This is a genomic window from Yoonia sediminilitoris, assembly GCF_003058085.1.
GTDB lineage: Bacteria > Pseudomonadota > Alphaproteobacteria > Rhodobacterales > Rhodobacteraceae > Yoonia > Yoonia sediminilitoris.
Genome location: NZ_QBUD01000003.1, coordinates 168,460 through 190,359 on the forward strand (window position 1 = coordinate 168,460; position 21,900 = coordinate 190,359).

Sequence of the window (21,900 nt, forward strand, 5' to 3'; positions counted from 1 at the left end):
AGTCGCCCATGCTTCAAAAAATCATGGGCAGTTAAGACCCAAATAACGAGGCGTGATCGGAGAGGCAGGTCACTTATGAAGTATGACAGATTTATCAAAGCCGCAGTTGCCGGCTTGGCGTTGTCGCTAACAGCGGCAGCACCGACTATCGCACCGGCAGAAACGTTGCGCGTATTGCGCGGCGCGGCGTCGAGTGCGTTGAATGTTCCAATGAACAGGGCTGTTGTCGTCGAAAGCGACACCCCCTTCACCGAATTAACGATTGCAAATCCTGGGATCGCAGACATTTCGTCCTTTTCCGATCGCACGATCTATGTGCTCGGCAAAGAACCAGGGCGCACGACACTTACGCTACTTGGGGCGGATGGCCGTCTGATTACCAATGTTGAGGTCCGGGTCACACCAGACATGGCCGAATTCAAAGAGCGTCTGACGCAGATTCTGCCCAACGAAAAAATCGAAGTGCGCACCGCGAATAACGGGATCGTGCTTTCGGGCACCGTCAGTTCAATCGCGAAACTCGACCGCGCACTGGAACTGGCAGAGCGTTACGCGCCAGAGCGTGTATCGAATTTGATGAATGTTGGCGGGACCCAGCAGGTGATGTTGAAAGTCCGGTTTGCAGAAATGCAGCGTTCGGTCAGCAAGTCACTTTCTTCATCACTCAGCCTCGGCGGTGAAGCATTCAGTGGCGACTTGGGACTATCAGGCGGTACAAACACAACCAATTCGTCCGGTGCGATCGCAAACACCTTCGACGGTAATGTCCCTGCAGCAAACGCTAACAATGGCGCGATCCTGTTTGGATTTGGCGCTGGCGGCGTTGAGGTTGGCATCCTTTTGGAAGCGCTCGAATCACGCGGTGTTGTTCGCACACTGGCAGAACCCAGCCTGACAGCACTGAGTGGTCAGAACGCCACATTCCTTGCTGGCGGTGAATATCCAATTCCGGTCAGCGGTGACGAAGGGTCCATCTCAGTTGAGTTCAAGCCATTCGGTGTCGAACTGGAATTCGTGCCGACTGTTGTGGATGAAGACATCATCAACCTGGAAATGCTGGCGGCCGTGTCGGCTCTTGATCCGGCAAACAGCTTTACGGCCAACGGTCTGACAATCGCCGCGTTTACCCGCCGCGAAACATCTACCACGGTTGAAATGCGCGACGGCGAAAGCTTTGCCATTGCCGGCCTTTTGTCTGATGACTTCACTGACCTGAGCGGTCAGGTGCCATGGATCGGCGACGTGCCGATTTTGGGCGCCCTGTTCCGCAGCTCGAACTACCAGCGCCGCCAGACGGAATTGGTAATCATTGTGACGCCTCATCTGGTTTCACCAACACGCGGCACCGCACTGGCATTGCCCACGGATCGCGTCCAACCCCCGACCGAACGGGATCTTTTCCTGTTTGGCAAGGTTGCCGCGTCTGATGCACCAACACGCGGTGGTGCGGGCGAAGTGGCACGCCAGGACTTTAGCGGGTCCTACGGCTATGTCCTTGATGAATAATTGGAGTTTGAGGTCAATGAAAAAACTTATGACAACAGCAATGGCCGCTGCACTCCTTGCAGGTTGCACGGCCGACGATCCAACCTACTCTTCCTTCTTCTCGGAAGCAGGATCAGAGATTGATTCCGGCGACTTCGGCAATGCCACCATGAACAACATGTTGGTGCAGACCGGACAGCAGGATTACACCATCAATCTGGCGCGTCGTTTCGCGTCGGATGTGAACTCGACGGTGAATTTCGCCTTCAACTCGACCGTGTTGGACGCTGATGCGCGTGCAACATTGATCAAGCAGGCCGATTGGATTCGCCAGTTCCCAGAGGTTCGGTTCCGCGTATATGGCCATACCGATCTGGTGGGCAGCAATGCCTACAACCGCAGACTTGGTCTGCGTCGGGCACAGGCCGTTGTTGGGTTTCTGACCTCACAAGGCATTGATCGTAGCCGTTTGGAGGCGCTAGCGTCATTCGGCGAGACACGGCCAGTGGTCGCAACGCAGAACCGCGAACGCCGCAATCGCCGTACTGTGACCGAGGTTTCAGGGTTTGTTGAAAGCAACCCACTGATTCTGAACGGCAAATACGCTGAAGTTATCTTCCGCGAATATGTACGGTCTGCAACGCCGCAATCAGGTCGGCGCCAGACGGTTATCAGTACCGGCGGTTAACTGCCTACCTTTTTGTTCACGCCAGGCCATGCCTTGGCGTGAACAACACTGCATTATTTCCCAGATCGTCGCAAATTTCCGCACAATTACGATCTTTTCGTCCAAATCTCGACATGATTGTAACCAATAGTCCGTCTAAGGGGTTTAAGGTCTGTTCTAGTAACTGATCCAGAACCCGGTATCTGGACCACATGCCCCAAGTTGCATTAGGTTTTCGTGATAAATAGATAAGGACGTGTCATTATGAGTACGAGCCCGGTCGTTCAGCATGATCAGCCATCAATCGTGGCTTGCACGATCAGCAGAGACGTACAGATCTTCGATCTTTTGATTGAGGATATGGAAGCCGCTCTTGGCGATTCATGGGGCGACCTGAGCTTTGAAGATGCCGCGTCTTTTCTGTCCCAACCAGAAGCGAATTCGCTCCAGTTCGTCACGATTGCGATGGACACCGAAGACGAAGACAACCTTGCCATCATTTCGGAAGTGGTCTCTGCGGCGAAGGCGGCAAGGATCAAGGTTATCCTGATTGCAGAGGATGTTAGCCCATCTGCCTTGCATCAGTTGTTGCGCGAGGGCGGGGACGAATTTGTGCCCTATCCGCTTCCCGAAAACGAACTTGCCAACGCGATTGAGCGCGTTCTGACCGCAGAAGAGCCTGAGGTTCCCGCGACTGGTGAAAATAAATTCAAGGCGACCGGCGACCGATCCGGTGTCGTGATTCCGGTTCACGGACTTGCAGGCGGCGTCGGCGCCACGATGTTGGCGGTGAACCTGGCGTGGGAACTGGCGAATGTCGAGAAAGAAGACCCACCCAAGGTGTGTCTGATCGATCTGGACTTTCAGTTCGGCAGCGCATCGACCTACCTTGACCTGCCCCGGCGCGAAGCCGTTCTTGAAATGCTGACCGATACCGAAGCAATGGACAAAGATGCGTTCATGCAGGCTTTGCTAACCTATGGCGACAAATTGCATGTGTTGACATCGCCAATGGACATGATTCCGCTCGATATGATCACGCCCGAAGATATCGGCAGGGTGATGGAAATGGCCCGCGTCAATTTCGATTACGTCATTGTGGATATGCCTTCCACGATGGTCGAATGGTCGCAAACGGTACTGGAAATGTCACACGTTTATTTCGCCATGATCGAGCTGGATATGCGCTCGGCCCAGAATACGCTGCGCCTTAAACGTGCGCTGCAATCCGAAGATTTACCTTTTGAAAAGCTCCGTTTTGTACTGAATAGAGCACCCGGCTTTACTGACCTGAATGGCAAAAGCCGGGTCAAGCGTTTGTCAGAAAGCCTTGGCATCTCGATCGAAGTTCTACTGCCGGACGGCGGAAAGCCCGTGGCACAAAGCGCAGATCATGGTGCGCCAATGGCAGAGCAGATACCAAAGAATCCTTTGCGCAAGGAAATCACGAAGCTTGCGAAATCCGTCCATGATGTGAACCAGTCCGAAGCCACCGAAGCACGAGCATAAGAGGCCCTATTATGTTCTCGAAGTACAAGAAACCAACCGCCCCCAAAGACGCATCCACTGGTGCAGCACCCTCGGTGGCCGCAAAGCCAACCGTGACACCGATTGCCGTCGCCCCTGCCGAAGAGCCGCGCAAATCGCTCATGAAAACCATGCCCAAACGCGCCGCAGAAGCGGGGCCAATGGACAAGGAAAAACGCCGCAAGGAACGTCTGGGCGAAATCAAGCTAGAGTTGCACAAGGCCCTGCTGGATAACCTGAACCTCGCCGCTTTGGAAACTGCATCAGAGCAGGAATTGCGGACTGAAATCAACGCGATCGCCAACGAGACGCTCGAGGATATGGGAATCGTCCTGAACCGGGACGAACGCCAGACACTCAGCCAGGATCTGTTTTTCGAAGTGACTGGCTTGGGTCCGCTTGAAACACTTCTGAAAGACGACACCGTCAACGATATTCTTGTCAACGGGCCGCAACAGATCTTTGTTGAACGTGCAGGGCGACTTGAGCTAACGGACATCACCTTCAAGGATGAGAAGCACCTCTTGCGTATCATCGACAAGATCGTATCTGCGGTGGGTCGGCGTGTGGACGAAAGCAACCCCTACGTCGATGCGCGCCTTGCCGATGGGTCCCGCTTCAACGCGATGGTGCCCCCGATTGCCGTTGACGGATCACTTGTCTCTATTCGTAAGTTCAAAAAGGACAAGCTGGGCATTGAAGAGCTTGTCAAATTCGGTGCCTTCACCGAAGAAATGGCCGCTTACCTTCAGGCCGCGGTGTCCACCCGACTGAACGTGATCGTGTCAGGTGGTACAGGTTCCGGGAAAACAACAACGCTGAACGCCCTATCGGGTTTTATTGATGATGCCGAACGTATCCTCACGATCGAGGATACCGCCGAACTCCAGCTGCAACAGACCCATGTGGGCCGGATGGAAAGCCGACCCCCTAACGTCGAGGGCAAGGGCGGCGTGTCACAGCGTGACTGTTTGAAGAACGCCCTGCGGATGCGCCCTGACCGGATTATTGTGGGGGAAACGCGAGGCGAGGAAGTCATCGACATGTTGCAGGCCATGAACACCGGTCACGACGGGTCAATGACCACAATCCACGCCAACTCTGCCCGTGATGGCGTGTCGCGTCTGGAAAACATGATTGCCATGGCCGGAATCGAGATGCCAATCAAGGCGATGCGCAGCCAGATTTCGTCAGCGGTAAACCTGATCGTGCAGGCGTCGCGCTTGCAGGACGGCTCGCGGCGGATGACGTCGATCACCGAGATTACCGGCATGGAAGGCGACGTGATCTCGATGCAGGAAATCTTTCGGTATCAACGCGTTGGCCTGACCCCTGAAAATAAGATCATCGGTCACTTCACGGCCACCGGCGTCCGCAGCAACTTCTCCGAACGCTTCAAGCTTTGGGGTTACGACCTGCCACCGGCCATCTTTGAACCAATGGTTGCGGAGTAAACATCATGATTTCTGCTGAACCGATTATCTACATTGTCATATTCATTGCTGTATTGGCGCTGGTCCAAGGTGTCTATCTGGTGATTTTCGGCAAGTCGATCAGCATGGACGGCAAGGTTAACCGCCGTCTGGATATGCTGGACAAAGGCGGAAACCGCGAACAGGTTCTTGATCAGCTGCGCAAGGAAATGACGCAGCACATGAAGTCGCAAAGCATTCCGATCTATTCGATGCTTGCAAGCAAGGCGCAGAAGGCCAACATCGCTTTTACACCGGGGCAGCTTATGCTCTTGATGGTGGTGGTAAGTTTCTTTGCCTTTATTTTGTTGACACTACAAACAGAGGTCAACGTCGCCATCCGCGCGCTTGTCGCAATCTGCATGGGCATCGGCGGTGTCTATACGTGGGTCAGCGGCAAGGCGAAGAAGCGCATGAACATGATCGGCGAGCAATTGCCCGAAGCGGTTGAACTGATGGTGCGCTCTTTGCGCGTGGGCCATCCGTTTTCATCTGCTGTGTCCATTGTTGCCCGCGAAGTGCCTGACCCATTGGGGACAGAAATGGGCATGATCTCGGACGAGGCCGCATATGGCCGTGACATGGGTGAAACGCTCAAGGCGATGGCCGAACGGCTGGATATACAGGATTTGCGCTTTCTGGCGGTCGCCGTGACCATCCAGCAGACATCCGGTGGCAATTTGGCCGAAATCCTCGACGGTCTGGCAAAGGTTATCCGCGCGCGTTTCCGCCTGTTCCGACGGGTTGACGCCATCACCGCCGAGGCGAAGTGGTCCGGCAAACTGCTTTCGGGCTTTCCCTTTCTTGCGCTGGTCGGCATCAACATGGTCAAGCCTGACTATTTTGATGAGGTCATGGAAAGCAGCTACTTTATCCCAGCATGTCTGATTGTGGGGGCATTTCTGGTGCTGAACCTCATCGTCATGCGCGCACTTGTTGATATCAAGGTCTGAGATCATGAACATGGAAGAACTCCAAACTCTGGTGACCGATTACCTTGGTCCGTTTGGCCCCCTGATTTTGGTCGGGATGCTTGGGGTCTTTTTGATCCTGATCACCCTGCCCATCCTACTCAAGAAAGAAGCTGATCCGCTAGACCGGCTCAAGGCCAGTACCCGTCAGGAAGTCAAGGGTAAGGAAAAGGGTGAAAAACTCCGGAATGCGACAAGCCGCGACAAGTTGGAAAAATACTCCAACTTTCTGGAACCACAGAACGAGGAAGAGTACTCGGCTGTCAAACTGAAGCTGATGCAGGCCGGATATCGCGGAAAGAATTCGGTTCGGATTTTCCACTTCCTGCAGTTCGCCCTGGGCATCTTTGGCCTTATCCTGGGCGGCGCATACGCGGTTTTCATCAGCACGCAAGGGGATGTGGAGACACAGGAACTGGCACTTTCGGTGCTCGTTCCGGGTGCGGCTCTTTACTTGCTGCCACGCTACTGGGTGACGCGCCGGCAGCAGATGCGGCAAGAAGCAATTCAGAACGGATTTCCAGACAGCCTTGATATGATGCTTGTTTGCGTCGAAGCCGGGCAATCGCTTGATCAATCCATCCTTCGGGTCGCCCGTGAACTTGCGGCCGGCTTTCCAGAACTTGCCGCCGAATACGAGATTGTCAGTCAAGAAATGAAGGCAGGCAAAGACAAGACGAGCGTGCTAAAGGACATGGCCGAACGGTCAGGGACTGCGGATATTTCCAGCTTCGTGACCGTGTTGGTCCAGTCACAACAATTTGGTACATCAATTTCTGACGCCCTGAGGGTCTATGCATCGGAAATGCGGGACAAGCGGGTCATGCGTGCAGAAGAAGCTGCAAACAAATTGCCCACAAAAATGACATTGGCCACGATGATGCTGACCGTGCCACCGTTGATGGCTATCCTGATCGGACCTTCAATCTACGCAATTGTGCAAAATCTTGGCTCTGGCTGACGAAAGCCCAATGATGAAACGGGTGATTGCCCTTTTTCTTATTGCTATATTGGCCGCCTGCAACTCAGGCGGCCTTGGTCGTTCGGATGGGGTATTTGCACCCGGTGTTGCGGGGAAGTCAGATATTGACGGGCTGATTGTTGGTCATCGACTGATGGCGGCCAGCGAATTTGAACTGGCGCTCAAAGCCTATACACGTGCCGCAGCCCAGCAGGGCCTGAATGTCGATACACTGTCGGCCCTAGGCTCAGCAAACTTGCGACTTGGCCGTCTGGGACAGGCGGAAAAACTGCTACGCCGGGCCACAGAAGAAGACCCGAGCTTCCCACCTGCATGGAACAACCTTGGCGTCATCCTGATGGAAAAGGGTAATGTCGCCGAAGCAAGCGAGGTTTTTCGACGCGCATTTGCCGCAGATAACGGAAATTCGGACGAAATCCGCGACAATCTGCGCTTAGCACTCGCAAATTTGGAGAATTCAAGTGATAATGTGCGGGAAGAAAATCAGAACTTCAATCTGATCCGCCGGGGCTCGGGCGATTTCGTCCTAATGTCGGCACTATAGGGTAGAGCAGCAAAAGGACGCAAAAATGCGCCATTCCATTTTTTTGACGCTGGCGGCGACTGTCGCCTTGGCCGGGTGTGAGCCAGCGGGCGATGCGGAAGTCGAACGTGCACTCAAAGATCTCAACGTCGTTGATGAAACCAATCTGAACGACATCTTCCTGACGGTTGGCGACCCGAACGAAGCAGTCAGCTATTTTTCCAAAGCAAACGCCAACGATCCGGGCCGCATCGACTTGCAACGAGGGCTCGCCAAGTCACTTGTTCGCGCGAAACGCAACGCAGACGCGGTTGTTGCATGGCAACAGGTCGTTGGTCACGAAGAGGCCGAGAACGTCGACCGCGTCGATTTAGCCGACGCGCAAATCCGCGCCAACAAGTGGGACGATGCAGCGGCCACATTGAATACAATCCCCCCGACCTACGAGACTTTCAAACGCTACTCGCTAGAAGCGGTCATCGCCGACAGCAAACAGCAATGGGAAAAGGCAGACAGCTTTTACGAAACCGCCGTAGGCCTGACGACACGTCCGGCGAATACCTACAATAACTGGGGATATTCGAAACTGACTCGGGGCGAGTACCGCGAGGCGGAGCGTTTGCTTCTTGATTCGATCCGCTACGATCCGACCTCTTTTTCTGCCAAGAACAATTTGGTGCAGGCCCGCGGCGCGCGTCGGCAATACACGCTGCCGGTTGTTCCCATGACGCAGGTCGAACGTGCCGAGCTCTTGCATAATTTGGCGCTAACGGCGATCAAGCAAAACGATGTTACGACTGGAAAGTCGCTTCTTGCAGAAGCTGTAGAAACCCACCCAAGGTTTTTTCCAGAAGCATCGCGCGCGCTGGACGCGCTCGAGAACAACGTGAACAACTAGACATGGCAATGACGGCAGAAGCGGCCTACTGGTTTTTACCTGCCGTCATTCCATTTTCGATCTACGTCGCCTGGCGCGACCTCAGCACAATGAAAATCCCCAACAAGGCGAATATGATCTTACTGGGGATTTACGCTGTCTTTGGCCTCTTTGCTTTTCCATTCGATCTGTACCTGTGGCAGTGGCTGCATATTCCGATTGTGTTTGCGGTAGGTCTGCTGCTCTGGATGGGCCGGTTGATGGGTGCCGGAGATGTCAAATTCCTTGTCGCCGCCTCCCCCTTTTTTGTCGTCACTTCATGGGATGACGGCTATTTTCTGATCGTCCTGTACACCTCTAGTCTGCTTGCGGGGGTCATTGTATTTTATAGTTTCAAGTTCTTGCCGGTGTTGCACGCGCCGGTGTCGGGCTGGCAAAGCCTGCGCGAAGGTCGCAGGTTCCCCAAAGGTCCAATGCTCGCAGTCATTCTCTTGGCATATCTGATCCTCGCAGCGGTTTATGGCTGAAAAAACTGGTTAATGCCTTGGTCAAGGTCGTCTTTGTTCACTATTTCGCCATAATGAGCTGCGATCTTGGGGCAAGGCTGCGTTGCGGCCTGACGTAGTTTAAGGGCAAGGGGCAGCATCCAGATGAACGTACAAACCTCCAGTGTGCTAGCGCCACCAGCGCCCCGCAGCCTTGAAGGAATGTTGCTGCCGCTCGCGATGATGCGCGATATCCTGATCAAGACGATGTTCCGGATGAACCTTGATCTTGTGTCGCAACTCAGCCGGGCCGTGTGTTTGCCCATTCCCGTGACGCAGGAACTGGTTGATATGGCCCGCAGCCAACTGCTGCTTGAGGCGACAGGCACCTTGAATGCCAACAACGGCAATGAAATGGGCTATCAGCTGACCGATGCAGGCCGTGCGCGTGCGCTGGATGCGCTATCGCAGTCCGAATATTACGGTGCGATGCCTGTGCCGCTTGATATCTATTCGCAACAAATCAAACGCCAGTCGATCCGCAATATTCAGATCACCCGCGATCAATTGTCGACGGCTATGGGCCATCTGATTTTGCCCGATGATCTGCTTTCAAACCTTGGGCCCGCGGTTGGTGCCGGTCGTTCTATTCTGATGTACGGTCCGCCGGGCAACGGGAAATCCTCGATCTCGAACGGGATCAGGGATGCGCTGGGCGACAAGATTTATGTGCCTCGCGCAATTGAGTATTCCGGTCAGGTCATTACCGTCTACGACCCCATCGTGCACAGCGCGGCAGAGGATGACGTCGACGACCCCAATAGCCTGCGCCGCACCTCTGGCCGCTTCGATACGCGGTATGTCCGCTGCGAACGTCCAACCGTGATTACCGGTGGTGAATTGTCATTGTCGATGCTTGATCTGGTCTATAACCCGACGGCGCGGACCTATCAGGCCCCACTGCAACTGAAGTCAACCGGTGGCATTTTTATCGTGGATGACCTTGGTCGCCAGGCCGAACCGCCACAGACCCTTGTGAACCGCTGGATCGTACCACTGGAAGAAAACAAGGATATCCTTGCGCTTCAGTCTGGTGAAAAATTCGAAGTCCCTTTCGATACGCTTGTGATCTTTTCCACAAACTTCCACCCGAACGCGATCTTCGATAAGGCGGCCTTGCGTCGTATCTTCTTCAAGATCAAGATCGACGGGCCAGAGCAGGAAGATTTCCTCAAGATTTTTGCCATGGTCGCCCGCAAACGTAAAATGCCGTTGGACGAAGATACGCTCGTCCACCTGTTGAACGTGCGCTACCCCGAGATTGACAACGTCTATGCGAACTATCAGCCGATTTTCTTGATCGACCAGATGATCGCCATTTGCGAATTTGAAGGCATTCCCTACCAGATGACCCCGGAACTGATTGACCGGGCTTGGGCCAACATGTTCGTCAAAGAAGAAGATATCGTGCGCTAGACCTGCGCCCCGCATTCCCAAGTGACTGGCTTCCCTTTAGCATAAGGGAAGCCATTTTTATGTGGGGGCTAACCGATGGATAAATTGATTGGCGTCGCAGGTTGCGGACGTATGGGAGCCGGAATGCTGGCCAACCTAAAACGCGCAGGCATCCCGGCCAAAGGCTATGACATCCGCCCCGTTCCGGGTGTTGGCAGCGACGTTCAGCATTTTTGCGACAGGTTGACCGTTTTGATCAGCGTCGTCCGGGATGCCGCCGAAACAGATGCGCTGCTGTTCGATGATCAGGCCGTCATCAACCATGCATCACAACTGCATACGATCATGATCTGTTCCACGCTTTCGCCCAACTATGTCAAGGGGTTGCGCGACCGTGTTCCAAACAGAATTACGTTGATTGATGCCCCGATGTCAGGCGCGCAGGTCCGCGCGGATGCGGGCACCCTGACGTTTATGACAGGCGGAAACATTGAACCTGTTACCGATTTGTTGAATGCAATGGGTCAGACCACACATCACATGGGGGCCTATGGTGCAGGCATGACCGCGAAAGTCCTGAACAATCTGCTGGCCGCCAGCAATACCGCTATGACCCGTTTGGTGCTGGATTGGGCGGATGCAAACGGGGTCGCGGAAAGCGCATTGCTTGACCTGATTGCAAGCGCATCGGGTCAAAACTGGTTTGCATCAGGCTTCAACAACATCGAATTCGCCCGCGACGGATATGCCCCTGACAACAGCATCGGCATTCTGGTCAAAGATGTTGCGGCGGCCCTGGATATTGGCCCAAACGATGACACATCGCTTCCCAAGCTCGTCCAGAGCAGCCTGCGCCAATTGGCGCCAAGACCACGCTGACATGAGCAATAAAAAGGGCCCACGAAAAAACGCAGGCCCTTTGAAGTAAAATCAGCGCTTTAGGCGGCTGCAGTCACTGCGCGCCCAGTCATGACCTTCACCAGATGCGCGCGGTAAGCCGCATCGCCGTGCAGATCGCTGATCATATCATCGGCGCTGACACTCAGCCCTGAAATCGCATCGGCAGAGAAGTCGGCAGACAGTGCTGCCTCGGCTTCTTCCCAGCGGAACACACCGTTGTTTGACGCACCTGTGACAGCAACACGCACGCCGTCGCTGTATTTCGCGACAAACACGCCGACGAGCGCAAAGCGCGATGCAGGCTGAAGGAACTTTTGATAGTTCGCCTTTTCCGGAATCGGGAAGGAGACAGCCGTAATCACTTCGCCTTCGTGCAGGGCTGTGGTGAACATGCCCTCAAAATAATCATCCGCCGCGATTTCGCGGTTGCTGGTGATGATTGTCGCACCGGTCCCGAGTGCGGCGGCTGGATAACAGGCAGCCGGGTCGTTGTTGGCCAGTGACCCGCCAATCGTACCCCGGTTACGCACGGCCGGGTCGCCAATGTGCGATGCCAGCCCGGCAAGGCCGGGAAAGCTGCTTGCCGCCTCTGCCGCGACCGTGGCGTGAGTTGTTGCCCCACCAATCCGCAACATGCCGTGGTCAGTACTGACCCCGACCATTTCCTCAACCCCTGTCAAGGACACCAGCTTGGCTGGTGACGCCAGCCGCTGCTTGAGTGTCGGGATCAAGGTCTGCCCCCCGCCCAATGGCATCGCGTCCTCTGTTCCCAAAGCGGCGACCGCGTCAGCCACTGATTTTGGGCGTTCGATGTCAAATGCATACATATCCGCTCTCCTGCTTTATGCGTTGTTCATGGCTGACCACACGCGATGTGGGGTCAATGGCATGTCGATGTGGGCAACCTTCTTGCCGCCCGAGTTGATGGCATCAAGCACCGCGTTCACGACCGATGGCGGTGATCCGATGGCGCCTGCCTCGCCACAGCCTTTCACACCTAGTGGGTTGTGTGTGCACGGTGTCTGGCAGGAATGATCCACGCTGTAGAATGGCAAATCATCAGCGCGCGGCATGGCGTAATCCATGTAGGACGCGCTGATCAACTGGCCATCTTCATCGTAGGAACAGTTTTCCAGCAGCGCCTGACCCACACCTTGGGCAATACCGCCATGGACCTGACCGGACACGATCATCGGGTTGATCACATTCCCGAAATCATCAGCCGCACTGAAACTCTCAATCGTGACTTTACCGGTTTCCGGGTCAAGTTCGACTTCACAGGCATAGGCCCCTGCGGGGTAGGTGAAGTTTGCCGGATCATAGAACGCGGTTTCCTCCAGACCTGGTTCGATATCTTCGAGCGGGTAGTTGTGCGGCACATAGGCGGCCAAAGTCACTTCGCCCCAAGCCACCGATTTGTCGGTTCCCGCAACGCTGAACGTCCCGTCCTTCAGTTCGATATCCGCGTCGGAGGCTTCCAACAAATGAGCCGCAATTTTCTTGGCCTTGTTGATCACCTTTTCCGCAGCCCGCACCATCGCAGAGCCACAGACAGCCAGCGAACGCGACCCATAGGTTCCCATTCCAAACGGAATTTTCGAGGTGTCGCCGTGCACGATATCGATCTGGTCTTCGGGGATACCGATCATTTCGGAAATCACCTGCGGGAAGGATGTTTCGTGCCCCTGCCCGTGGCTGTGTGCCCCGACCATTACGCTAATCGACCCCGTTGCGTTCACGCGCACTGTCGCCGCATCATAAAGCCCCGCGCGTGCGCCCAACTGCCCGACAAGGTTTGACGGCGCGATGCCGCAAGCCTCGATATAGCAGTTCACACCTAAGCCGCGCAGTTTTCCGTTCTTTTCTGATTCCGCGCGACGTGCTGCAAAACCGCCGACATCGGCAATCTCTTCCAGCTTGGCCATTGTGGCCTCGTAATCACCAGTGTCGTATTCAACAGCCACAGGCGTGGCATATGGGAATTCCGTCACAAAGTTTTGGCGACGCAGGGCAATCGGATCGACCCCCAACTCGCGCGCGGCCTGATCAATGACCCGCTCCAGCTGGAATGTGGCCTCTGGTCGACCAGCGCCGCGGTAGGCATCAACCGGCACCGTGTTAGTAAAGACAGCTTTGACGTTCACATAGATGGCCGGGGTCTTGTAGTTCCCCGCCATCAGGGTGCCATGCAGCCACGTAGGAACAGATGGCGCAAAGGTGGACAGGTAGGCGCCCATGTTCGCGTAGGTTTCTGTCCGCACAGCAGTGAAGTTATTATCGGCGTCCAGTGCCAATTCAATTTTGGTCACATGGTCACGGCCATGGGCATCAGACATGAACGCCTCTGACCGGGTCGAGGTCCATTTGACAGGGCGCTTTACGGCCTTGGCCGCAAACGTGCAAAAGGCCTCTTCCGCATAATGGAAGATCTTGGTGCCAAAGCCGCCACCTACATCGGGGGCGACAACCCGCAGTTTATGCTCCGGAATTCCCAGCACAAAGGCGCCCATGAGCAGGCGAATGACGTGAGGATTCTGGGATGTCGTATGCAGGGTGTGCATATCATCCGACTGGTCATATTCCCCAACGGCCACGCGCGGTTCCATCGGGTTGGCAACCAGGCGGTTATTGACCAACTCAAGGGTTGTGACATGAGCTGCATTCTTGATTGCCTCATCCACAGCGCCCTTGTTTTCTTCGACAAAGCCCCAATCGTAACAAAGGTTGCCCGACAGTTCGTCGTGTACCTTGGTGCCGCCAGCAACTGCGTTTTTCATATCTATGACGGCAGGAAGCTCAGACAGGTCCATCTCGATCGCTTCGCCTGCGTCACGGGCCTGGGTCAGGCTTTCGGCAACAACCGCGGCAACAATTTCGCCAACATGGCGAATTTTGCCATGCGCAATGATTGGATGCTTGGGCTCCTGCATCGGCTCGCCGTGCCGGTCGGTGACTTGCCAGCCGCAGGGCAATCCGCCGACGGCTTCAAAATCCGCACCGGTAAAGACCTTCAGGACTCCGGGCATGCTCTCTGCCGTACTGGTGTCGATGCTGTTGATGGTGGCGTGTGCTACGTCAGCACGCACAAAATGCACGTAGGTCTGGCCGTAAATATTGATATCATCTGTGTATTTGCCGTTACCTGTCAAAAAGCGCACGTCCTCCCGGCGCTTGGTGCTGGCTCCAATTCCACTGTCTTTGGGCATTCTTATTCCTCCCTGTCGAAGCAAGATTTTTAGCTAAAAATCTTGACTTCAAAATTTTCTAGAAAATTTTGTTATTCGGCCGCAATCGCGCTCACATCCTGACCGGACGCAGCCATGATGGCCTTGACGATGTTGTGGTAACCCGTGCAGCGGCAAATGTTTCCTTCAAGATAGGCTCTGACCTCACTCTCGGTCGGCTTTGGATTCTCTTTCAACAACGCAGCGGCTGACATCACCATACCCGGTGTACAAAACCCGCACTGCAATCCATGGTGGTCCTGAAAGGCCTGCTGGATCACGTTAAGAGACCCATCAGCATTGGCCTGTCCTTCAATCGTGGCCACGTCAGCACCTTCTGCCTCTGCCGCAAACATGGTGCATGACTTCACTGCCTTGCCATTCACATGCACCACACAAGCCCCGCACTGCGATGTGTCACAGCCAATATGTGTGCCGGTCATGTGCAAGTCTTCGCGCAGGAAAGTCGCAAGCAGTGTACGTCCTTCTACCTCGCCAGAGACCTCTTTACCGTTTATCTTCATCGTGACTTTTGTCATCGACATCCTCCCTTTGAATTAAATTCGAAACGATGGTTAGCCGCCTTTTAACTTGCTAAACCATCCCTTTTTCTTTGTATCCTGGTCTGTTTCCGTCTCATCGCTGCTTTCGTCAGGGGGCTCGACGGCCTCCTGAAAATTGGCAAAGAACTGATCGGCCATGCGTTTGGCAAAGCCGTCAATGATGCGCGACCCCAATTGCGCGAGCTTGCCGCCGACTTTTGCTTCGACGTCATAATGCAGAATGGTTTGGTCGCCTTGCGCTTCCAGACGCACGGTTGCGCCACCTTTGGCAAAACCGGCGGGACCACCCTTGCCTTCACCGCTGATCTTCAGACTCTCATGCTCAACCCGGTCGCTGATTTCGACTGCCCCTTTGAAAGTTGCTTTGACAGGCCCGACCTTTTGAACAACGGTTGCCTCGAATCCTTCTTCGGCAGAGCCTGACATCTCCGTGCATCCGGGCACACAAGCCTTGAGCACATCGGGGTCCAGAAGCCCCGCCCATACTGTCGCCACATCTGCATTAATCGTGCGGCTGTCGGTTAAATTCATGGTATTCCCCGTACCTTCCCTCTGGCACCATATGTGCCACTGATTTTTCACGATATGCGACCAAGGGCATAGGCAGCCCCGTCTCGCCAGCGTTCGCAAGTTCAATCAACAGCTTGCGGAAAATTCGGCTATTCGTCCATCCTGTAATGTAAAAATCATCCGATCTTTCTGCGTGCCGTATGTACTATATACACTGACGACACATCATAGGCATCCTATCCATGACTGCGCTATAGGACCTTCGTGCGGGATAGCCTGCCACCAAGACCAAAGTCGTGCTCGACCCGGGAGTGCGCGTCGGTAGCGTGGCGCCATGGGACAGAAACTCAGACAGCGCAAGACAACACTTGAACGGTTTTGGGTCACAATGGCTGTTGCCTCTGTGTCGCGAATTTTCTTAACCTGTTGGAACATCAAAGGTATCAAGAACTGCGTTATACCGGCTTTATCGACCAGAATGTTACCGACCGCAGACGCCGCACCTGAAAATCAAGGACTTTCCTCATGGTCAACCATAGCCTGATCATCGCAGCTTTCGCCGCTGACGTCACGCAACGATGAACGGAATCAGTGTCAAAAATCTGTCCTACGATTATGGTGGCAAGCCTGCCTTGAACAACGTCAGTTTCGAGATTGAGGCGGGCAGCTTCTGCGCATTGCTTGGTCCGAACGGGGCCGGGAAATCCACGCTCTTTAATCTGCTGACGCGCCTGTTTGTACCGCCACAAGGCCAGATTGAAATTGCCGGGCATAATCTGCACACGGATCCACGCGCCGCATTGGCACAACTGGGCATCGTGTTCCAGCAAACCACCCTCGATCTTGATCTGACCGTTTATCAGAATCTGAGCTATTTCGCGGCACTCCATGGCATCTCTGGACGGCAACGCAGCGTGCGTATTGAGGAAGTGCTGGATCGCCTCGATATCGCCGACCGCGCGAAACAAAAGGCACGCACGCTGAATGGCGGTCACAGAAGGCGCACGGAAATTGCGCGGGCCTTACTGCACAAGCCTGCGGTTCTTTTGCTGGATGAAGCCACCGTGGGGCTGGATGCAGCCGCGCGGGCCAGCATAACCGACCATGTGCATGGGCTGACGGATGACGGCACAACAATCCTGTGGGCCACGCATCTGGCCGATGAAGTCCGCCCGGATGACCGCCTGATCGTGCTGCATCAGGCAGAAATCCTCGCGGATGGCTTTGCCCGCGACCTGCAAAAAGACACCAGCCTGCAAGAGGCGTTTCTTGCCATGACAAGGGCAAATGCATGAGCGGCTATCTGACATCCCTGATTGCCATTGTCGGTCGCGAAGCCTTGCGCTTTGTGCATCAGCGCGAAAGATTTGTGGCTGCCCTCGTGCGCCCTCTGGTCTGGCTGTTGGTCTTTGCGGCCGGGTTTCGCGCGGCCTTGGGGCTGTCCATTATCCCCCCCTACCAGACCTACATCACCTACGAGACCTATATCGTGCCCGGTCTGTGTGGCATGATTCTGCTCTTCAACGGGATGCAATCATCCCTGTCGCTGATCTATGACCGCGAAATGGGATCAATGAAGCTTTTGCTGACCAGCCCCCTCCCCCGCTGGTGGCTCTTGATCTGTAAACTGCTGGGCGCCACTGCGATTTCAATCCTTCAGGTCTATGCCTTCCTAGGGATCGCAGCGATGTTCGGAATCATCATGCCACCGTTGGGCTACGTGGCCGCCCTGCCCGCCCTGATCGTCGCGGGACTGATGCTGGGTGCGCTTGGCCTGCTTTTATCAAGCTTTATCAAACAGTTGGAAAATTTCGCGGGCGTCATGAACTTTGTCATATTTCCAATGTTTTTTCTTTCATCGGCGCTCTACCCGCTGTGGAAAATGGCCGAGTCATCGGTGCTATTGCGAGATATCTGTGCCGTGAACCCGTTTACGCATGCGGTGGAATTGATCCGCTTTGCGCTGTACCTTGATTTCAACGGCGCCGCTCTGGGGTGGACAGTTCTGGCGACAGTCGTTTTCACTTCCGCCGCACTTTGGGGCTATAGCCCCGAAGGAACAGGCATTCGCCGCCGCGGCTAAAGAGGGCGACGGGTATATTGGCCTTTAGACCTTTGGCGAAGTGGTCGACAGATGAAACGCTTGCTAAGCTAACCGCATGGCCCCGATCCCAGATACCCGCACGGCCCCTGCCGTCACCAAACCGCCGAAAGGCTGGGCCTTGATCATTGACGATCACCCTTTGTTTTGCGACGCGCTGGAATTGACCTTGCGGGCTTTGGACAGCTTCACCGAAGTGCGGACCGCCGACTGCATGGAGGCGGGTTTGCGACAACTGGAAGGTGCGCCTGCACCTGACCTGATCCTGCTGGATCTCAACCTGCCGGATGTCAGCGGGCTTGACGGGTTGATCCGGATCAAACGCTGCGCCGAACAGTCACCTGTCCTGATCGTTTCATCGATGACTGACAATGCGATCATTATCGGCGCGATTGCCGCCGGGGCATCAGGTTTTGTGCCAAAACATTCGGGCAGAGCCGTTTTCAAGGAAGCCCTCGCTGCGATCGCCACGAACACAGTCTATAAGCCGCCCGGATTTGTAGAGGCCCCGGACGGGACAGATCATGCCCGCGTTATCGCGCGTCTGTCATCGCTTACAAATCAGCAAGGCCGCATTCTGGAACTGATTTGTCAGGGCAAACTGAACAAGCAAATCGCATATGACCTGTCCATCGCCGAAGGGACGGTCAAGGCGCATGTCACCGCGATCATGCGCAAACTGGGCGTCCAACGCCGCACGCAAGCCGTTCTGGTCGCGCAAGAGGCGCGCTTTTTTAACGCCTTGCCAAAAATAAAATGATGGTTCTATCCTAGATTGTTCGGGGAGGAGCAATTTGATGACCACGGAACTTTCGTTGCGTGAAAGTCTGCTGTGCAAAGCGCAGGTCAGTTGGAGTGTGAGTGCACCCGTGGCGCAGTTACACGAACAACTGGGCCGGGAACCCTTGAGCCTGCTTTTCTTGTTTGTGACACCATACGCGGATTTCAACGCTGTCGTGTCAGAAACCGAAAAGCTCTACCCCGGCACAGACGTGGTCGCCTGTACGACGGCCGGTGAAATTGGGGCTACCGGGTACGACGAAGGGCTGATTGTGGCCGTCGGCTTTCCCGCATGCGATTTCGCGTCCACATGCCTTGCGTTTCCGCGCCTCGATCAATTGCAGATCAATGCAGAAACGGACCGCATTGCACAAGAACGGGTCGCGTTGCAGGAACGCAGTCCGCAAATGGAGACAGGCTTTGCCTGCCTTATGGTCGACGGGTTGTCACGACGCGAAGATGCGCTGACGGCGATGATCTCGCCTGCTTTACGCGACATGCCGATGTTCGGGGCCTCGGCCGGGGACGGCACCGACTTTCAAACCACGTTGGTCGCCCTGAACGGGCGCATCATGATCGGTGGGGCCGTTCTCAGCCTTGTGCGCACAACTCACAAAACAAAGGTTTTCAGTCTTGATCATCTGGTGCCGACAGACACGCGGATGGTTGTCACCGAAGCCGACCCCGCGCTGAGAATCGTCAAATCGATCAATGCAGAACCCGCCGGGCGCGAATATGCCCGCATTGTCGGCAAGGACCCCAATCAGCTGGACAGGTTCACATTTGCGTCGCATCCGGTTGTTGTGCGGATCGGCGACGACCACCATGTGCGCGCCATCCAGCAGGTCAATGAGGCGGGCGAGCTGGTTTTCTTTTCAGCTATCGACGAGGGCATGGTGCTCACCGTGGCAAAGCCACTGAACATGGCCGACCACCTGCGCCAGAAACTCGAAAGCATGTCGGAAAAGGAACATTTCACTGATATTATCGGTTTTGACTGTATCTTGCGCAAGATTGAGGCCGAGCAAAGCCAGATGTCACTACGCCTGTCAAAGGTCATGGCCGAATATAACGTGACGGGTTTTTCCACCTACGGTGAACAGATCGGCCCCCTGCACGTCAACCAGACCATGACAGGCGTCGCTTTCTACCCCAAAGAACCGGCAGGCTGATGTCGATCATTGATCCTTCTGACACCGTCGAGCGGCAGAATGAAAAGCTTCTGCAAATCGCACAATCCCTTATGCGCCGGGTCGAGGAAAAACACGACCAATCCGGACTTGCCTACCAACAGTTTGAACGTGCGGCTATGCTGGAAACACAGGTCAGGCAGCGCACGCAAGAACTGGAACGCACGCTGGACCTTTTGCAGGAATCCAATGCGCAGCTTGAGCAGGCCAATGTCGCAACAGAACGGGCAAGGTCCAACATCACCGAAGCGATCGAGACGATCAACGAAGGCTTTGCTCTTTTTGATCCTGACGAAAGGCTAGTGCTGTTCAACAGCCGTTTCTGTCGCGATATCGCGGATATAACCGATCATCTGACCGAAGGGATGCATTTCAGCGACTATGTGACCCTAGTGTCGCGCAGCCAGCATCTGGCCCTATCCAAAGGTGAAACAGCACGCGACTGGGCAACCCGTCGGCTGGCCCGCCACAGCAGCGATCATGTCGTCTTTAACGTGCGACTGATGTGGAATCGCTGGTTGCAAATCAGCGAACATCGCACCGCACGCGGCGGCACGGTTATCCTGCAGACCGACGTCACCGACATCATGCGGCTGGAACGCCAGCAGCGCGACCGGATGCTGGATCAGCAGGCGAAAATCCTGCAAGCGACGTTGGACCATCTTAATCAGGGTGTGTGCATCTTTGATCACCACAAGAAACTTGTCGGCTGGAACAAGACCATGAATGGTTTATTGTCATTGCCACCGCAGCGCAGCGTTCAGGGCCTGACATTTTCCAAACTGCTCAGCATGTTGAAAAGCGATCTGACGTTTGAAGGCTCGTTCGGGCACGACAGCCTCGAGAATTGGGCCAACTTGCGCGATCGCCGTCAGCCAATCGCCTTTGAAATCACCCGCAACAAGGTCCAGACGCTCAGCGTTTTTGCACAGGAAATGCCCGACCGCGGATTTGTTATCAGCTTTACGGATGTGACCGCAGAACGCGAAACCGCGCGGGCCTTGTCGGATATGAATGAAACGCTTGAACGGCGCGTGTCGCAACGGACCCAAGCGCTTGGCGAAGCGCTGGCAGAGGCAAAACGCGCGAACGCCTCCAAATCGCGGTTTGTTGCTGCTGCCAGTCATGACCTTTTGCAGCCCCTTTCTGCCGCCAAGCTGTTCATGTCGTCGTTGAGTGACCAGTTGGATGACGCGGGTGCTGCCGTCACGCTGGGCAAAGCCGAAAACGCATTGCAAAGCGTTGAAAACATTATCGCGGCCTTGCTGGATATCTCCAGGCTCGACGCGGGCAAGGCCGTTTTTGATATTCGGAACGTGCCACTCTCGGCGATCCTGAAACCCTTGCGGGACGAATTAACCCCTGTGGCTGCAGCCAAAGGGTTGGAGCTGACAATCATGGATTGCGACCTGCGTGTCGTCAGCGACCCGGGCTATCTGCGCCGCATCCTGCAAAATCTGATTGGCAACGCAATCCGCTACACCCAAACCGGCAAAGTGCTTGTCGGCGTGCGCCGCAACGGCGGTTCGGCGCGGGTCGAGGTTTGGGATACCGGTCCCGGCATCGCCGCACATAACAGAAAGACCATTTTCCAAGAGTTTGCCCGCCTTGACGCGACCAGCACCAACGACGGATTGGGGCTTGGTCTGGCCATTGTCGAACGGGCGGCCAAGGGACTTGGCCATGATCTGAGCCTTTGGTCCGAAGTCGGTCAGGGCAGTTGCTTTTCGATCAACCTCAAGATTGCGCCCCCGACTGACACACCATCACACAGGCGATCCGATATCCAGCCGTCGTGGGAGGACGCGTTAAGCGGTCTGATTGTGATGCTGGTCGAGAATGACGAACAACTTGCCAACGCCATGGCCCTGATGATCGAAAACCACGGCGCCGAAGTCCTGCTGGCCCACAGCGCGCAGGACGCTATCGACCTGCTTAGCGAAATTCAACTGACCCCCGATGTCATGTTGCTGGATTACCAACTGGGTAGCGATGCAGATGGCGTTGCTCTGCTGGACGATATTCGCATGCATCACGGCCCCGTTCCCGCAGCGATTATTTCCGCTGACCGCAGCAAGGGCTTGCAGCAAGACTGTACCATTCGCGGGCTGCACCTGCTGGCAAAGCCGATCGACAAGGAAAAACTGCTGGGGTTCCTGGCAACCGTTTCCGAAGCCTGCACTTAGGA

The 21,900-nt window shown here is 55.2% G+C and carries 20 protein-coding genes; 16 read left to right on the forward strand and 4 right to left on the reverse strand.

All coding sequences use genetic code 11. The features are described 5' to 3' along the window. The first annotated feature begins 75 nt into the window (after positions 1-75). From C8N45_RS09090 to C8N45_RS09140, 11 genes are all read left to right on the forward strand, one after another. Positions 76-1,506: a type II and III secretion system protein family protein gene (locus C8N45_RS09090; protein WP_108385923.1), complete on the forward strand. Its 1,431-nt coding sequence runs from the start codon at positions 76-78 to the stop codon at positions 1,504-1,506. A 16-nt stretch (positions 1,507-1,522) separates the two neighbouring features. Next, positions 1,523-2,173 (forward strand): OmpA family protein, encoded by a 651-nt coding sequence (locus C8N45_RS09095; protein WP_108385924.1) that lies wholly within the window; start codon positions 1,523-1,525, stop codon positions 2,171-2,173. Between the two features lie 243 nt (positions 2,174-2,416). After that, positions 2,417-3,661 carry a CpaE/TadZ family protein gene (locus C8N45_RS09100; protein WP_108385925.1) on the forward strand — a complete coding sequence of 415 codons (1,245 nt, stop codon included), beginning with the start codon at positions 2,417-2,419 and terminating at the stop codon, positions 3,659-3,661. Between the two features lie 11 nt (positions 3,662-3,672). After that, positions 3,673-5,133 (forward strand): TadA family conjugal transfer-associated ATPase, encoded by a 1,461-nt coding sequence (locus C8N45_RS09105; RefSeq protein WP_108385926.1) that lies wholly within the window; start codon positions 3,673-3,675, stop codon positions 5,131-5,133. Between the two features lie 5 nt (positions 5,134-5,138). Continuing rightward, entirely contained in the window at positions 5,139-6,104 is a 966-nt protein-coding gene (locus C8N45_RS09110) for a type II secretion system F family protein (RefSeq protein WP_108385927.1), read from the forward strand. Between the two features lie 10 nt (positions 6,105-6,114). Then, entirely contained in the window at positions 6,115-7,083 is a 969-nt protein-coding gene (locus C8N45_RS09115) for a type II secretion system F family protein (protein WP_108386076.1), read from the forward strand. A gap of 10 nt (positions 7,084-7,093) precedes the next feature. After that, complete coding sequence (locus C8N45_RS09120) at positions 7,094-7,648, forward strand: tetratricopeptide repeat protein (protein WP_108385928.1); 555 nt, start codon at positions 7,094-7,096, stop codon at positions 7,646-7,648. 25 nt (positions 7,649-7,673) lie between these two features. Further along, positions 7,674-8,525 (forward strand): tetratricopeptide repeat protein, encoded by an 852-nt coding sequence (locus C8N45_RS09125; RefSeq protein WP_108385929.1) that lies wholly within the window; start codon positions 7,674-7,676, stop codon positions 8,523-8,525. Positions 8,526-8,527: 2 nt separating this feature from the next. Further along, on the forward strand, positions 8,528-9,031 hold the full coding sequence (locus C8N45_RS09130; protein WP_108385930.1) for a prepilin peptidase: 504 nt from the start codon (positions 8,528-8,530) through the stop codon (positions 9,029-9,031). Between the two features lie 123 nt (positions 9,032-9,154). Next, positions 9,155-10,465, forward strand: coding sequence for a DUF8689 domain-containing protein (locus C8N45_RS09135; RefSeq protein WP_108385931.1), 1,311 nt, complete (start codon positions 9,155-9,157; stop codon positions 10,463-10,465). A gap of 75 nt (positions 10,466-10,540) precedes the next feature. After that, entirely contained in the window at positions 10,541-11,323 is a 783-nt protein-coding gene (locus C8N45_RS09140; RefSeq protein WP_108385932.1) for an NAD(P)-dependent oxidoreductase, read from the forward strand. Positions 11,324-11,382: 59 nt separating this feature from the next. On the opposite strand, the gene C8N45_RS09145 is transcribed toward C8N45_RS09140, so the two are convergent. The 4 genes from C8N45_RS09145 to C8N45_RS09160 form a co-directional block, all read right to left on the reverse strand. Next, positions 11,383-12,171, reverse strand: a complete 789-nt coding sequence (locus tag C8N45_RS09145; protein ID WP_108385933.1) for an FAD binding domain-containing protein — start codon at positions 12,169-12,171, stop codon at positions 11,383-11,385. 15 nt (positions 12,172-12,186) lie between these two features. Then, on the reverse strand, positions 12,187-14,550 hold the full coding sequence (locus tag C8N45_RS09150; protein WP_108385934.1) for a xanthine dehydrogenase family protein molybdopterin-binding subunit: 2,364 nt from the start codon (positions 14,548-14,550) through the stop codon (positions 12,187-12,189). A gap of 71 nt (positions 14,551-14,621) precedes the next feature. Continuing rightward, positions 14,622-15,107 (reverse strand): (2Fe-2S)-binding protein, encoded by a 486-nt coding sequence (locus C8N45_RS09155; protein WP_108386077.1) that lies wholly within the window; start codon positions 15,105-15,107, stop codon positions 14,622-14,624. A gap of 36 nt (positions 15,108-15,143) precedes the next feature. Beyond that, a complete protein-coding gene (locus tag C8N45_RS09160; protein ID WP_108385935.1) occupies positions 15,144-15,662 on the reverse strand; it encodes an SRPBCC family protein in 519 nt (172 codons plus the stop codon). A 557-nt stretch (positions 15,663-16,219) separates the two neighbouring features. On the opposite strand from C8N45_RS09160, the gene pedB reads away from it, so the two are divergent. The 5 genes from pedB (at position 16,220) to C8N45_RS09185 (ending at position 21,898) form a co-directional block, all read left to right on the forward strand. Beyond that, entirely contained in the window at positions 16,220-16,936 is a 717-nt protein-coding gene (gene pedB / locus C8N45_RS09165) for a lanthanide ABC transporter ATP-binding protein PedB/LutE (RefSeq protein WP_108385936.1), read from the forward strand. Next, on the forward strand, positions 16,933-17,724 hold the full coding sequence (pedC, locus tag C8N45_RS09170; protein ID WP_108385937.1) for a lanthanide ABC transporter permease protein PedC: 792 nt from the start codon (positions 16,933-16,935) through the stop codon (positions 17,722-17,724). The genes pedB and pedC overlap by 4 nt, the downstream gene beginning before the upstream one ends. Positions 17,725-17,800: 76 nt before the next feature. Beyond that, a complete protein-coding gene (locus tag C8N45_RS09175; RefSeq protein WP_108385938.1) occupies positions 17,801-18,502 on the forward strand; it encodes a response regulator in 702 nt (233 codons plus the stop codon). Between the two features lie 37 nt (positions 18,503-18,539). Further along, positions 18,540-19,694, forward strand: coding sequence for an FIST N-terminal domain-containing protein (locus C8N45_RS09180; RefSeq protein WP_108385939.1), 1,155 nt, complete (start codon positions 18,540-18,542; stop codon positions 19,692-19,694). Then, a complete protein-coding gene (locus tag C8N45_RS09185; RefSeq protein ID WP_108385940.1) occupies positions 19,694-21,898 on the forward strand; it encodes a hybrid sensor histidine kinase/response regulator in 2,205 nt (734 codons plus the stop codon). The genes C8N45_RS09180 and C8N45_RS09185 overlap by 1 nt, the downstream gene beginning before the upstream one ends. The last annotated feature ends 2 nt before the right edge of the window (positions 21,899-21,900 follow it).